We start from the raw sequence: 13,114 nt of genomic DNA on the forward strand, positions 1-13,114 counted from the left end.
AGTTAATTGACAGAAAATTGCTTTGCTTGTTGTAAATTTATAAAGCCCATTCCAATGAAAATCATTAATTCCATATCAGAAAAACATCGTTTGGTATCCTTACCAGAGCCGTTACACCCATTGGTAAGTGTAGTTAATATTTCGGATATGCGTTTTAAAGACGATCCGATTTGGAAACACTTTTCTGTCAATTTTTATTGTATTTCCCTGAAAAGGAATATTGCGGGGAAGACAAAATATGGCCAGCAATATTATGATTACGATAAAGGGGTAATGACCTTTCTTGCGCCTAAACAGATCCTGTCTTTAGATGCTGACCAGATGGATATACTCACCCCAGCAACCGGATATGCCTTATTTATCCATCCCGATTTCCTATACAAACATCCACTTGCGGCTGCGATCAAAAACTATGGGTTCTTTTCCTATACGGTAAATGAAGCATTACATCTTTCGGAAAAAGAAGAAAAGAACATTGAGGAGATATTTCATAAGATCGCGGAAGAATACCAGCATATTGACCGGCATACGCAGGATATCATACTTTCGCAAATTGATCTGTTGTTAAATTACTGCAACCGGTTTTACCAGCGCCAGTTTATTACCAGGAAAGCTGCAAATCATGATGTCCTAGCCAAAATGGAACTGCTGTTAAACCAATATTTCAACGATGAGAAAACGTTAAAAACGGGGCCCCCTACTGTTGAATCACTAGCAGATCAACTTCATCTGTCATCTTATTACTTGAGTGATCTTTTACGGTCTCTTACCGGGCAAAGTGCCCAGCAGCATATTCAGGAAAAACTGATTGAAAAAGCCAAAGAATATCTTTCAATAACCAACCTTTCAGTTGCTGAAATTGCTTATCAATTAGGTTTTGAGTATCCACAGTCGTTCAATAAACTTTTTAAAAAGAAAACCAATATTTCTCCGTTAAAATTCCGGCAATCATTTAATTAATAGCTTGCGGGTATGTCTAAGTTTAAACCATCATAAAATTGGAAAAACGCAGGTTTTTGACCGTAATCCAAATCAAACAGACAAGCAGCATCTACCTGAGTGTTACTAGTGTAGGTTAACCATGAATCTTTATCTCCCACGTTCCACAAAGTAATACCCCAGCGCTGATTTGCTGGGACGTATTTTCTGTATAACATGGCTACGTCCTTATATTTCTGCTTTTGTGCATCTAACGCAGCCGCAGAAAATGGTAAGCCGGGCTTGTTTAACGAGATGTCCAGTTCAGCGATATGAATTAAAAGACCTGTAGATTTCATTTTGATCAGTGCATTTTTAATATTGGCGAGCGAGGTATTAATATTGATGTGGAATTGCATTCCGATGCCATCTATAATAGGTTTTCCATTAAATGTTATTTGTTTCAGGGCCATCACTATTTTATAAATGGAGTCTAGTTTTTTGGCAGAATATTCATGGCCATAATCATTGTAAAAAAGCTTTAAATCTGTATCTCCCTGTGCCTCGGCGGCCTTTCTCGCATAAGTAAAGGCTTTCTGCACGTATGATTTTCCTATAGTCCTGTACCAGATACTACCCTTATCCTCTCCATTGGAAATGTTTTGTGTGGCGCGATAATCTCCATTGTCATCCAATGCTTCGTTGACTACATCCCACGATTTCAGGAGTGGTTTTCCATTATTATCTTTATAAATAGATGCAGGGTTATCATAATTGGCAATAACGGTCCTGATGTGCCTGCTGAGAATACTATCCATTTGCTGAGCTCTGGTAGTTCCGTTAGGCAGGGTTGCTGTTTCCAGGTTTTTCACCCAGTTCGGGAGTCCGCGATGCCAGACCAGGGTATGCCCATGAATACGTTTCTTTCCAAAATCCAATGCTACATTTTCTATGGTTTTATCCGAAAAATCAAAATTACCTTCCTGAGGCTGTAGATTGATCATTTTCATCGCATTTTCTGGCGATACACTATTGTACTGTTTTTTAACAAGATCTCTATAAATCCCATCAGCAGCAAGCAGCTTTACATTAACCGCTGCCCCAATTATCACATTTGGATTCGCGAATTGCAGCACCTTACCTGTATCGGCCAAAACCTGAACGTTTTTCACTCCGTTATCCTTAGAAAGTTCCTTTTGTAGCGCATCCTTTGAACAGCCTGGATGCACAATACCTGTAAGTACCAGGAACCCCATAGAGATTTTCATTATAAATTCTTTTTCGCAAGTCATATATTATCTGAAACGTTTTAATAGTCTTTGGTAACAATACTTAAATTAGAGTAACTTAAAGATATGAAAAAACCGATCTGTGTTGCAGTCTTATATCAACATCAACAAGCGCCTGCGAAAGATGGGATTATTAAACCTATGAAATCTGGTGGATATTCTGATAGCGGAGCTGACATCGCCTATTCGCTCCATACACAAAATATTAAAATTGTAACACCTGTCGATTCTCCGAATGTAGCATACTATTATGACTGGGTATTTCCAGATACTGAAGCAGGTATCAGATCAGCAATCAGCAAAGGGGCAAATACATTCTGGCTAAATACTGTTTTGTACCAGGGCCATCCTATCGATGCTTTTTATGGAAAAGTGTGGCTGGTAGGCCAACGTACCGGCGACACAGATTTATATGATGATAAATTTTACACCAACAATTTACTTCGGAGCAAAGGTCTGCCTGTACCGGATGCGCTGATTATCAGTGCAGCTAACAGAAATGATTATCAACTTAATTTCCAATATCCGGTTGTAGCAAAACCGATCCGTGGACGGGGAAGCCAGGGAGTTGCCATGGTTAATGATAAAATTGCATTGGATGAACTGTTAACAGCACTGTTCTCCAGTGATCTTTATGGAACATCTGTTTATGCAGAGCCTTATTTGAATGGTCAGGAGATTACATTGACCGTAATGCCACCAGGTACTTATATCATTAATAATAACGAAGTAATCAAAAATAAGCATTGGAGTTTACCAGCAGTGAAACGCTTTAATCACGCTCATGGAATTGCACCTTACAATGGATTGGTAGCGATTGTAAACAACAGCGTGGTTTTAGATGAAGAGGAAGAAAATACTGAAGAGATTATCCTGGTTAGTGCACAATGTGCGGAAGCTGCATCAATTATAGACGCAAAAGCCCCGATCAGAATAGATTGCAGGGCTGATGACAATGGGAAGTATTTTCTGTTTGATCTGAATATGAAACCTAATATGACTGGCCCGGGGAGGCCTCAGAGATCAGATCAAGATAGCTTAAGTGCGCTTGCCGCCAGGAAAATTGGATGGGATTTTAATCAATTATTACAAAACATATTGAAACAGAGATGGGAATAGCTTTCATATATCTAACAAGAAAAGGTTATCTGCTATCGCTCCTGCTGATATTTTGGTGTACTTCTTCTTTCGCAAAAATCACAAGAATCGAGGTCACAAGTACAGCACCTTATAAAAATGGAAAAGCATTTGGCAATGCAGGATCGTACCAGCAAATTAAAGGTTACGCTTATGGAGAGGTTGACCCCACCAATCCACTGAATGGCAGGATACAGGATATTGCATTGGCTCCAGGAAACTCAAAGGGCATGGTTGAATATGTCAGTGAGTTTATTCTACTTTGCCCGGTGGAGAAAATCAAAAGTAATGGACTTCTTTTTTTGAGTCTTCCCAATAGAGGAAATGCTTTTGGCGCCGATGAAGCCCTGTTAAAAAGGGGTTATGTAGTTTTGTGGTGCGCCTGGCAGGGAGACGTCCTTCCCGGTGAAGGGAGGCTCACGATGAAGGTCCCGGTAGCCACAGCAAACGGAAAAGAAATATCAGACTGGCTTCGTACAGAATACAGCGTAGTTAAACCAGTAAAGACACTGAATTTAAGCAGCGGCGTTTTTACAGGGCTCGCGCACCATAGTTATGAGACAGTAAGCCTCGACAATAAGAAGCTGATATTAACCAAAAGAATACATGAAGAAGATCCCAGAATCCCGCTTGACAACAATGATTGGGCATTTTCTGACTGTACTTATGTTCCTTTTCCGGGTACTCCAAGTACAACCAATATCTCCATAAAAACTGGTTTTGATCCAAATTATATCTATGAGCTGGTATATCAGGCTAAAAACCCTTTAGTATTGGGTCTTGGGTTTGCGGCAATCCGCGATATGACTTCTTTTCTGAGAAAGGATGAGATTAACCTGGATTCTTCTTCAAATAGAATACCTGTTAAGGCCACAATTATTCAGGGCGTATCACAATGCAGCAACTTCATCAGGACATTTCTGGATTTGGGGTTCAACCAGGATGAAGAAGGGAAAAAGGTTTTTGATGGTGTTGATGCACATATTGGTACGCGCCGCATCTCACTAAATGTACGTTTCGGCCGGCCAGGTGGTGGTGGAATGCAACATGAAGAGCATATTTTTCCAGTGAACTTACCTCCTTTTACCTGGGACGATCGTTTAGATGTTATTTCAGGCACTACAGGAGGTATTCTTGCACGTTGTGCTCAGACAAATACTTGTCCGCTGATCATACAGACATTAAGTTCTACAGAATATTGGCAGTCGAGGGCATCTTTGACGAATACCGAGTCCGATGGAACAAAAGATTTGCCTATTCCGGAAAACGTAAGGATTTACCTGATTAATGGTACAGAGCATTCACCAATGGATTTTATTGATCCGATAACGGGTTTCAATACGAATAACAATCCGGTAGCACCGACACTTCGCGCTTTGTTAGTCGCATTGGAAAGATGGGTACTGAAAGGCACGCGGCCACCGGAAAGTACTTATCCTACTTTAGCAAATGGTACGCTAGTCCAAGCTGACAAAGCAGGTTTTCAATGGCCTGCTATACCCGGAATTCCGTTTAAAGGTTTGGTGAACAACCCTCCTCTTTTAGATTTTGGCCGGAATTTCTCTGCCAGAGATCTTTCGGGTGAATTAAAGGAGCCGCCTAAAGTTGTAAAGGACAAAAGGTATGTTGTACTGGTTCCAAAAGTAGATGCAGATGGCAATGAAGAAGGCGGGATACAAAATATAGCAATCAGGGTTCCTTTGGGAACTTATACAGGCTGGAGTCTTCGGAAAAAAGGTTATGGAGAGGGTGATTTAGCTTCTCTCAATGGAATGTTTATCCCTTTTAAGCTAACCAGATCTGAGCGTATTGCAGCCGGAGATCCAAGATTATCTCTGGAGGAACGTTACGCCAGCAATGCGCAATATATCGCGGCGGTAAAGAAGGCTGGTGAAGACCTTGTTAAAGCAGGTTTTTTACTTCAGGAAGATGTAACGCCGGAAATTGAAAATGCAATAAGGAACTATCCTGTAAAAAAATAGTTCTTTGGATTTAACCTGGTCAGGTCTGAGACTTAGACTGACCGGGTTAAATTATTTCCTGATAGCCGTATTCGGCTTATAAGCTGAATACCATTTACCCAATGCTGTCAGGTTGCCGTTGGCATCCACCAGTGCAGAAGACCAGAGCCTTGAACTGGTTGGTGAACCTGAAAACCAACTGTACCGTTGTACAAAATCCAGTGCTTCAAGCTTGGGTAATAATCTTTGCATAAAGGCCAGAACCATCTCCGGCGTATATGGATTCTGTGCCATAGTAGTCGCATTATTTGCAGCAGTGGCAAATTCAGTGATCCAGATCGGTTTTTTATATTTATCATGCAGATCCTGTAAAACTTTGATAAAGGCTACATCATCAGTGCCTACATACATATGTACACAGATAAAATCAACACGTTTATTTTGCGCGATTGCCTGATCCAGAAAGTCATACATCCATTGCCGGGTTGGCCAGGCTGTTGCAGGGCTACCTAAAGGCAGGCCTATGGACTCTAATTTAGGCCATGCTGCAAGGGCATCCTGTACAGACATGTTTGACTGGTCGCCCAGATCGGGCTCGTTGAATCCCAGAATAAATTTTGCTTTTCCCTGTGTTCCAAGCTGTTTAGCGTAAGCAATATTGGCATCACTTACATTTGACCTGCCCCAGAACATGGGCACAAATTCACAGTTTTGGGGCGCATTCTGAAGTGGAAGATCTGTCCCCCAGGTATAGTACCAGTGGCTTTGCAGGTTAATAACATTTCCCCACCATGTACCGTTCTGATTATTCACATTGAAATCAGTTCCCTTTTTACCGGCAACTACGACGGTATTATCTGGTGACGAATTATTATCCGGCGATGAATTGTTATTCTTACTACATCCCGCAGCTACTGCACAAAAGAAAAGAAGTCCTAGCTTTAATGTCCTGACCATAATGTGAAATTAATGATTAATGTTTCTCCCGTTCGGAGTATTTAAAACAAGTTTTTCAAATGTTATAAAATCTTTGTCCAACTTGGTAAGCAACTGCTTTTTCACTGATGGTTCCTTGATAAAAGAATAATTTATACTATTATAAACGATCTTTTTGATATCATCATAAGTAAATTCCGGATATCTGCTGGCCAGTAATACATATTGATCAGTCAAGTTGGTTCGCAGTACTCCTGCATCATCCGAACTGATTACAATAGGAACATTAAATTCTTTATAAAGAGTTACCGGATGACGGTCACCTTTCACTTTCAAAATGAATTCATTACTGAACAGGTTTATTTCTACAGCTATCCCCTTTTCTTTCATATAGTTCATTAAGGCGTAGCTATTTGCTTCATATGGCATATCTACACCGTGTCCGATACGCGAGGCACCTGCATCATAAACAGCCGAGTTAATGTGCCAGGTTAATTCTTCTGGCTTAACAAGACCAAGTGTAAGTTCACCTGCATGCAGCGTATATTTAACCAAAGGATATTTTTTATGGCAGTATTTGAACATCTGCATATGTAACCAGTAGTCACGCATAGCTACCTCATTATTTTCTGGAGAAAGGATGTTTACACCAACTATAAGCGGGTTTTTACTGGCGGCCTCAAAAGCCAGCAGCAATCGTTTGAACACTTCACTGGCTTCCAGAATTCTTACGGTATAAGTCTGGTAACGCATGATAAATGAAGCATCATCGATATGCAGGGAATTATGTAATTTATTAATTGTATTTACGCTGAAGTTATCCGCACAGGAAACGATATTTTTTTCCAGCAGCTTACTATAAAGTGTATCCAGCAGTGCCTGTGTATGCTGTTCATCTTTTTGCTGAAGTACATTATGAAATTTTGGATCGAACTGTGAGCTCAGCTCATCTATACGGTCACATTTAACCGAGCCAAGCATGGTTTCTATATAACTGACATGTTCTTTGACTGCCCGGTTTTTTATTTCCAGTAATCCGGAGTCGATATCTTTTTCACTTGCAATATCAAAAGCCGGGAAAGTTTCAAAGAATTGTTTATCGGAAGGAATACTGACGTTATTATAGTCTTTAACAGACCATTTCTTTAACATCCTGAATTTATATTCATCTAATTGCCGATTTTTTGCCAGCTCGCTGAATCTGCTCCAGTCTTTATCATTTGATGGTTTCTGTTCTGATATCTGAAGTGTTTCCCGCTGTATGAAATAGTCTTTTTTAACCACATAATTAATGAAGCTTTCTGCATAAACAGAGCCGCTGTAATGATGGTGAAGATCACCTCCCTTGGGCATTTGCGAAAAGAAAGCAGTTAGCTTTGCCGGATTGTTTCTGATTTTTTCCAGGTAGTTACTGATCGATTGGGCATGGGCATGAAATAAAAAAAGGGCAAAGAATACAGTCAGATACTTTCTCATTAACTATGATTGGATTGTTAGCAGATAAAAACAGTTAGTAATATCCAAACATACTATAGATATTTCAAAATATATGCATTAGTAATCAGTAAACGGATCTTATTTATTTAAATTATTGTACAGATATAATTTATTTTTCTATCTTCGCCCCTCCTTAATCAAGGAGAATGATTCCGTAGCTCAGCTGGTAGAGCATTACACTTTTAATGTAGTGGTCCTGGGTTCGAATCCCAGCGGGATCACAAAGAATAGTATCAAAAAGAACTAAAACCCTGCAAATCAAAAGATTGCAGGGTTTTTGCTTTTACGGGATATATCAAAATATGCAATAAATCGCATATAAAATGAGCGTCATTAGGCGCGTTGTTCTTTATTTCATCAAACTCCCCTAACATGAATTAATCACTTGATATTCAGCCAGTTCATAATATGAATATCTTGTATATATTGAACTGCAAAGCTATTTTTGTTTAACCTTAATGTTATCATTATGAAAACCAATTTTAGCGTACTTTTCTTTTTGAAAAAGCCAAAAAACTACACAAAAGGGGCTGTTTATTTTATCTTTTTAAGAATTACTGTAGACGGAGTTCGTGCGGAAATGTCAACAAGCAGGAATTGTGAGCCGGAGCGATGGAATGCAAAAGCTGGGAAAGTCATCGGCACAAAGGAAGATGTTAAAACCCTGAATGCTTATCTGGAAAACATGAAAGCAGAGGTTTATGCAGCCCATACCCTGCTTAGTACGGATAGAACCGAAATAACTGCCAATAGTGTTAAATGCAAATACTTAGGAAAAGAAGAACACAGACACACCATACTAGAAGCCATTAAAATCCACAATAAAAACATGGAGGCATTGGTAGAAAAGGAAGATTATGCCGAAGGAACGCTAAAAAGATTTGAGATACTGGAAAGACATGTCAAAGATTACCTGTATTTTAAATATCAGAAAAGTGACCTTAACATCAGGCATATAGACCATGAGTTTATAGATGGTTTTGATTTCTACCTCCATACCTCCAAGGACAACGGAACAAACACGGCAAGTAAGCACCTTAAAAATCTTGGAAAAATTGTCCGTATCTGCATGAAAAATAAGTGGATCAGTAGCGATCCTTTCTTTGGCTACAAGCTGAAATCAAAAGGCGTTATACGGACTTACCTGACCAAAGATGAACTGCAAAGGATTGCTGACAAAGTTTTTACAACTGTAAGACTGTCACAGGTAAGGGACTTTTTCCTGTTCAGCTGTTATACTGGTCTATCTTATGTTGATGTCCAAAAGCTTAAACTATCCGAGATACGTGTCGGAATCGATGGGGAAAGATGGCTGTTCAGCTATAGAAAAAAGACAGGTACAAGAGTGGCAGTTCCTCTGTTGCCAGTTGCCAGAGATATTCTGGACAGGTACAAAGATCATCCATTTTGTATTAACTATGACAGGGCGTTCCCAATTCCCAGCAACCAGAAGATGAACGAATACTTGACAGAAATTGCCGTCCTTTCAGACGTTGCCCAAACATTGGGCAACCGGATTGCAAAGCGCACCTTTGCCACAACTGTAACCCTGCTAAACGGGGTGCCGATTGAAAGCGTTTCCAAGATGATGGGACATACCAATATTCGTACAACCCAGCTTTATGCCAAAATGCTCGATGAAAAAGTAGGTAAAGACATGGCACCACTAAAGGCAATGTTTGCAACGAGCCTTGAAGTAGAGATAAAAGCAATGGAAGCAAAAATAACAGCGACATTACCAAATTTGATATTAGCGCCTGAACACTACCACAAAGCAATCTAATTACTGATAGCAAACACGCCCGAAGAACGGTCTTTGGGCGTGTTTTCGCCCTGCAAGGGTTAGCGCTCGAGTTAGCACCACCCAAACTGAGAAGTACAAAAACCGACGGCTACCACTCCGTAAATGCCAAAAGCGGGAATAGCTGGTGGCCTTTAGGCGTAGGGATTCCGCAGGCCGCACCGTGCGGGGGGATTAAGCAAGTGGTTTATTTCGAGCACTCACCCAAAATTATAAGTATTGCTATAAATTATCGATAATATACTTTGTGCGTTCAGCCAGTACAGCTTTTAGCCATCGCCTCATGATCTCCCTTCCACCTTTTACAGATTTAACCATATCCTCTGGATTGACATCAAGATTGCACCTGATAGCATCGTTAAATAAATTAAGATACTGGCTTTCCAAATCCTCATTCACCTCGTATTTAGATTCTTCTATATCCAAGAAATTGAGAAAGAAGAATGTTGCCCAACGGTTGCTTCCCATGGGGTTACTGTAAAATGAAGGAAAGGAAACCTGATCAATAAAACTCTGTACAAAAACCTCTGGCTTGATCTGGTATATACTACAAAGTGTGTGAAAATCTTCTGGCAGGGTAATATTGATTGCTGTTTCCATGATGGTAAATTTAGTTTTTGGTGATAGACTGATAATGTGATAAATAAAAATCTCTTAAGATGCTTGCCCGTTCCTTTAGCTCACGTACGGTATAGAGTTCCAGATGTAATTCTTCCATTCTTTCATAAAAATCAAGTTCAGCGTCAGTTAGATCAAACATTTCCTTAGTATCTCTCCCAAAACCATTGGCAATGTTCGAGAAAAAAGAGAAAGTATAATTATCATAGATAACCTTCAGTCCTTTATGGGCATGGGCATCCGCTACTGAAATTCTACCCATGAAATGTTCCAGAAATTCTTTTGGATAGCAATTATGGGCTTCACAGAGTACACAAAAATCTCTGCTCAATTTGATAGCAGAATATTCATCAAGATATATCGTGTCTGAAATGATATATACCCGTTCCATTGCCTCAAAAATCATGTTTACAAGGGGTCGAGTTTTCTTTCTTTTAACAATGCTCAAGCCTGCCTTTTTTGTGGCCAATACTTTAATGTTTGATAGACAGGATATGAGTAATGCTCTGCAATTCCTCATGGCTTTGCTTTGTACAAGCCGTTTCCTTTTTGCTCTTACGTAAGAACCAACGGTTCTGGTAGCCTCTGAAAACCCCTCGTTGTAAACATCGCTCATGGTATCATACAGGGTTACATGATCAACGAAAACCTGTAACACTTCTATTATCTCAATTTTATATATCGCACAGGCCACATTAAATTCTAAAGGGACTATGATTTGTTGATTGTTAATTCGTTTCATAAATCATTTTTTAGGTTTTGTCATTTCAGAATAGACATAACAGGCATTGACCATTTCTAGGAACTGGGTGTAAAAGCACATCATATTTTTTGTTAGGTCTTCATCTGTATATGTTGCGGAATGATAAATCCAGCCTTTGTATAGTTCCCATAAATTGTCTCTTGTCTCATGAATGGGGAAGTCTGCAAAAAAATAAGACATCAATCTTAAAGGGTTTTCCATTTGTGAGGCTGTCAACCTAGCAGGCTGATAGTCCAATTGTTTTTTTATTTTCTTTGTTTTCATCAAGGTGGATTTTAATAAAATTCTTTGAAATCTACCGAATCACCGTTGCACAGCAGGTAATTCAGCGATAGGCTGGCATAATAACTGAGATATTTTTCACCCTGATGTGAACTACAACTGACCAGAAGAAACCCTTCTGTGACCTTGATTGATACCCTTTGTTCTATTTCTTTGGGTACGGTTACCGCCAGCAATAAGATACCGCCCTTATAAGAAATTATACGAACCTGATTTTCACGCTGTGGTAGCTTTAATGAGTCGTAATTCGCACAGCGATCAACTGTTTTGCGTAACAGTATTCTCGTTCCCTTTTTAAAGGGCAGCATAAAGAATTGTTTACCGTAAAACGGAACGTCTATATTCAGCTTATCCATGAATAGCCTCACTTTCTTGTGCTATTCTTTTATACAACGAAGCCTCGTTTTCTAGCTTCTGAATTTTCTCTTTACACATGGACTTAGCAAGATCAACGAAATCTGTAATCCTATCATATAAGTGCTGTGCATCCTCAAATTCAACTGAGAAATGATCACCATAACGTGCTTCTGAGTAGCTTTTGATCAAAATCTCAAAGAGCCTTTCATCCTCAGCATTTCCTGATCGTAGCATCTTAAACGGCTTGTTGGAAAAGCAGTTACATAGATTTAAAAGACGTTTTAAATTATGAATCTCTGAACGGTATGCGATATGCACTCTGATCAGTACAATACAGCATTGTTCTACGGCCTGATGGAGCAAGAAAGTGCATACATTATATTGTTGATTCACTAGACATTGATGTGAGCCAGTAAGAAAACCCTCAACTAATGGCATTCGATGACGTAGTTGTTTTTTAGCTTTTATCCCGGCTTGTGTAGGGATAAATCTGACCGGTAAATCTGGTTGGGTCATACCATCATGGCTGTATAATAAATACCCGGTATTATAAACCGTAATAAAGAATCTATTGTTGGCCTTGATAGCCTCTAGGATAGTTTCTTTTCCGTGGCAAAGAATCGTGATTACGCCATGTTTATAATGAAAATTGGCAAATTCCTGGATCTCGTGATCAATCCGAGTAGCGCTTGCTGTTACGATCAATAAACAATAATTGCTACTATGATCAGTTTTATAATCTATAAAACAGCCATTGGATTGCTCTAATAAACTCTTTTTTGCAAAGCAGAAAACTTGTTGGGGCTCAAACTTTTGGACTAGCGATTTGACAAACGTCTTAAAATAAAAAGAGTGTTCATCTGCTAGGGATAAGGGGTACATTTCCATATATCATCTCATTTATAGTTAATAAACTGTTCAAATGAGTCTGAAATTGGCGGAAATGATAAATGTGGAATCCGCCAACCATGGTTACATTAAAGTTTCTGACGCCTTACGTTAACATGGATTTACAGCAGATCCCACATCTATCTCAATGCGCAAATATAGCACATCTACGCATAGATATGGCATTACTCTGCTGTCCTACGTTAACGGCGTCAGATTTTGTAACCGTAAGACTCTTTAAAATATTATTATTGTTGTGTTTAAATCATAATCTAATATAGATAAAAAAAGAACAAACCCTGCTATATCAGGGTGATTTATTTTTCTTTTATGGCTTACTTAGCTCATAGAATATGAGCGAAATATCCAAAATAGAGCAATACGTTATAGATAAAGTGAGAGAGATAAGGATGAAGGCAGACATTAGCCAGAGCAATTTGTCGGTGGGTATGGAATTAAATTCAAAATTTGTAGGGAACGTAGAGAGCAGTAAAACCCCGGATAAATACAATATCAATCATTTGAATAAAATTGCTGAGATACTTCAATGTTCTATAAAGGACTTTTTCCCAGAAAAGCCTATTGCGAGCGAAATTCCAAAGAAAAAGAATATCACTAAATAATCCTTAATTGGGTATAATCAAAGTAGTAATAAAGAGCCTTTAAA

13 protein-coding genes and 1 tRNA gene are annotated in these 13,114 nt (G+C 39.2%); 6 read left to right on the forward strand and 8 right to left on the reverse strand.

The window, feature by feature from the left end; all coding sequences use genetic code 11:
- Positions 1–54 precede the first annotated feature (54 nt).
- Positions 55–960, forward strand: a complete 906-nt coding sequence (locus tag HDE70_RS10995; protein WP_183890024.1) for a helix-turn-helix domain-containing protein — start codon at positions 55–57, stop codon at positions 958–960.
- Here HDE70_RS10995 and HDE70_RS11000 read toward each other — a convergent pair.
- Complete coding sequence (locus HDE70_RS11000; RefSeq protein ID WP_183890026.1) at positions 957–2,210, reverse strand: endo-1,4-beta-xylanase; 1,254 nt, start codon at positions 2,208–2,210, stop codon at positions 957–959. The two genes, HDE70_RS10995 and HDE70_RS11000, sit on opposite strands and share 4 nt — an antisense overlap.
- Positions 2,211–2,273: 63 nt before the next feature.
- Here HDE70_RS11000 and HDE70_RS11005 point away from each other — a divergent pair, with 63 nt between their 5' ends.
- On the forward strand, positions 2,274–3,326 hold the full coding sequence (locus HDE70_RS11005; protein ID WP_183890028.1) for an ATP-grasp domain-containing protein: 1,053 nt from the start codon (positions 2,274–2,276) through the stop codon (positions 3,324–3,326).
- Positions 3,317–5,326, forward strand: a complete 2,010-nt coding sequence (locus HDE70_RS11010) for an alpha/beta hydrolase domain-containing protein (protein ID WP_183890030.1) — start codon at positions 3,317–3,319, stop codon at positions 5,324–5,326. The genes HDE70_RS11005 and HDE70_RS11010 overlap by 10 nt, the downstream gene beginning before the upstream one ends.
- A 51-nt stretch (positions 5,327–5,377) precedes the next feature.
- Here HDE70_RS11010 and HDE70_RS11015 read toward each other — a convergent pair whose 3' ends face one another.
- Entirely contained in the window at positions 5,378–6,262 is an 885-nt protein-coding gene (locus HDE70_RS11015; RefSeq protein WP_183890032.1) for a glycosyl hydrolase, read from the reverse strand.
- Positions 6,263–6,271: 9 nt separating this feature from the next.
- A complete protein-coding gene (locus tag HDE70_RS11020) occupies positions 6,272–7,717 on the reverse strand; it encodes an adenosine deaminase (RefSeq protein WP_183866832.1) in 1,446 nt (481 codons plus the stop codon).
- A gap of 169 nt (positions 7,718–7,886) precedes the next feature.
- On the opposite strand from HDE70_RS11020, the gene HDE70_RS11025 reads away from it, so the two are divergent.
- Together HDE70_RS11025 and HDE70_RS11030 are read left to right on the forward strand one after the other, a co-directional pair.
- Positions 7,887–7,959 (forward strand) — tRNA-Lys (locus HDE70_RS11025).
- 248 nt (positions 7,960–8,207) lie between these two features.
- Positions 8,208–9,521 (forward strand): site-specific integrase, encoded by a 1,314-nt coding sequence (locus tag HDE70_RS11030; protein WP_183890033.1) that lies wholly within the window; start codon positions 8,208–8,210, stop codon positions 9,519–9,521.
- Positions 9,522–9,761: 240 nt separating this feature from the next.
- Here HDE70_RS11030 and HDE70_RS11035 read toward each other — a convergent pair whose 3' ends face one another.
- From HDE70_RS11035 to HDE70_RS11055, 5 genes are read right to left on the reverse strand one after another with little or no spacing between them, the layout of a single operon-like run.
- Positions 9,762–10,139: a hypothetical protein gene (locus HDE70_RS11035; protein WP_183890035.1), complete on the reverse strand. Its 378-nt coding sequence runs from the start codon at positions 10,137–10,139 to the stop codon at positions 9,762–9,764.
- A 10-nt stretch (positions 10,140–10,149) separates the two neighbouring features.
- A complete protein-coding gene (locus HDE70_RS11040; RefSeq protein ID WP_183890037.1) occupies positions 10,150–10,899 on the reverse strand; it encodes a hypothetical protein in 750 nt (249 codons plus the stop codon).
- A gap of 3 nt (positions 10,900–10,902) precedes the next feature.
- Entirely contained in the window at positions 10,903–11,184 is a 282-nt protein-coding gene (locus HDE70_RS11045) for a hypothetical protein (RefSeq protein ID WP_183890039.1), read from the reverse strand.
- Positions 11,185–11,195: 11 nt separating this feature from the next.
- Positions 11,196–11,558 carry a hypothetical protein gene (locus HDE70_RS11050; RefSeq protein ID WP_183890041.1) on the reverse strand — a complete coding sequence of 121 codons (363 nt, stop codon included), beginning with the start codon at positions 11,556–11,558 and terminating at the stop codon, positions 11,196–11,198.
- Complete coding sequence (locus HDE70_RS11055; protein WP_183890043.1) at positions 11,551–12,447, reverse strand: HEPN domain-containing protein; 897 nt, start codon at positions 12,445–12,447, stop codon at positions 11,551–11,553. Before HDE70_RS11055 ends, HDE70_RS11050 begins: the two co-directional genes overlap by 8 nt.
- Before the next feature lie 353 nt (positions 12,448–12,800).
- Between HDE70_RS11055 and HDE70_RS11060 the strand changes: the two genes are divergently transcribed.
- Positions 12,801–13,070, forward strand: a complete 270-nt coding sequence (locus tag HDE70_RS11060) for a helix-turn-helix domain-containing protein (RefSeq protein ID WP_183890045.1) — start codon at positions 12,801–12,803, stop codon at positions 13,068–13,070.
- Positions 13,071–13,114: the final 44 nt, after the last annotated feature.

Source organism: Pedobacter cryoconitis (assembly GCF_014200595.1).
In the GTDB taxonomy this organism is placed as follows: domain Bacteria; phylum Bacteroidota; class Bacteroidia; order Sphingobacteriales; family Sphingobacteriaceae; genus Pedobacter; species Pedobacter cryoconitis_C.

What these genes read in the sequence shown, in the direction of transcription:
- HDE70_RS10995 (WP_183890024.1), top strand. Translation starts at nt 55, where the DNA reads ATGAAAATCATTAATTCCATATCAGAAAAACATCGTTTGGTATCCTTA.
- HDE70_RS11000 (WP_183890026.1), bottom strand. Translation starts at nt 2,210, where the DNA reads ATGACTTGCGAAAAAGAATTTATAATGAAAATCTCTATGGGGTTCCTG.
- HDE70_RS11005 (WP_183890028.1), top strand. Translation starts at nt 2,274, where the DNA reads ATGAAAAAACCGATCTGTGTTGCAGTCTTATATCAACATCAACAAGCG.
- HDE70_RS11010 (WP_183890030.1), top strand. Translation starts at nt 3,317, where the DNA reads ATGGGAATAGCTTTCATATATCTAACAAGAAAAGGTTATCTGCTATCG.
- HDE70_RS11015 (WP_183890032.1), bottom strand. Translation starts at nt 6,262, where the DNA reads ATGGTCAGGACATTAAAGCTAGGACTTCTTTTCTTTTGTGCAGTAGCT.
- HDE70_RS11020 (WP_183866832.1), bottom strand. Translation starts at nt 7,717, where the DNA reads ATGAGAAAGTATCTGACTGTATTCTTTGCCCTTTTTTTATTTCATGCC.
- HDE70_RS11030 (WP_183890033.1), top strand. Translation starts at nt 8,208, where the DNA reads ATGAAAACCAATTTTAGCGTACTTTTCTTTTTGAAAAAGCCAAAAAAC.
- HDE70_RS11035 (WP_183890035.1), bottom strand. Translation starts at nt 10,139, where the DNA reads ATGGAAACAGCAATCAATATTACCCTGCCAGAAGATTTTCACACACTT.
- HDE70_RS11040 (WP_183890037.1), bottom strand. Translation starts at nt 10,899, where the DNA reads ATGAAACGAATTAACAATCAACAAATCATAGTCCCTTTAGAATTTAAT.
- HDE70_RS11045 (WP_183890039.1), bottom strand. Translation starts at nt 11,184, where the DNA reads ATGAAAACAAAGAAAATAAAAAAACAATTGGACTATCAGCCTGCTAGG.
- HDE70_RS11050 (WP_183890041.1), bottom strand. Translation starts at nt 11,558, where the DNA reads ATGGATAAGCTGAATATAGACGTTCCGTTTTACGGTAAACAATTCTTT.
- HDE70_RS11055 (WP_183890043.1), bottom strand. Translation starts at nt 12,447, where the DNA reads ATGGAAATGTACCCCTTATCCCTAGCAGATGAACACTCTTTTTATTTT.
- HDE70_RS11060 (WP_183890045.1), top strand. Translation starts at nt 12,801, where the DNA reads ATGAGCGAAATATCCAAAATAGAGCAATACGTTATAGATAAAGTGAGA.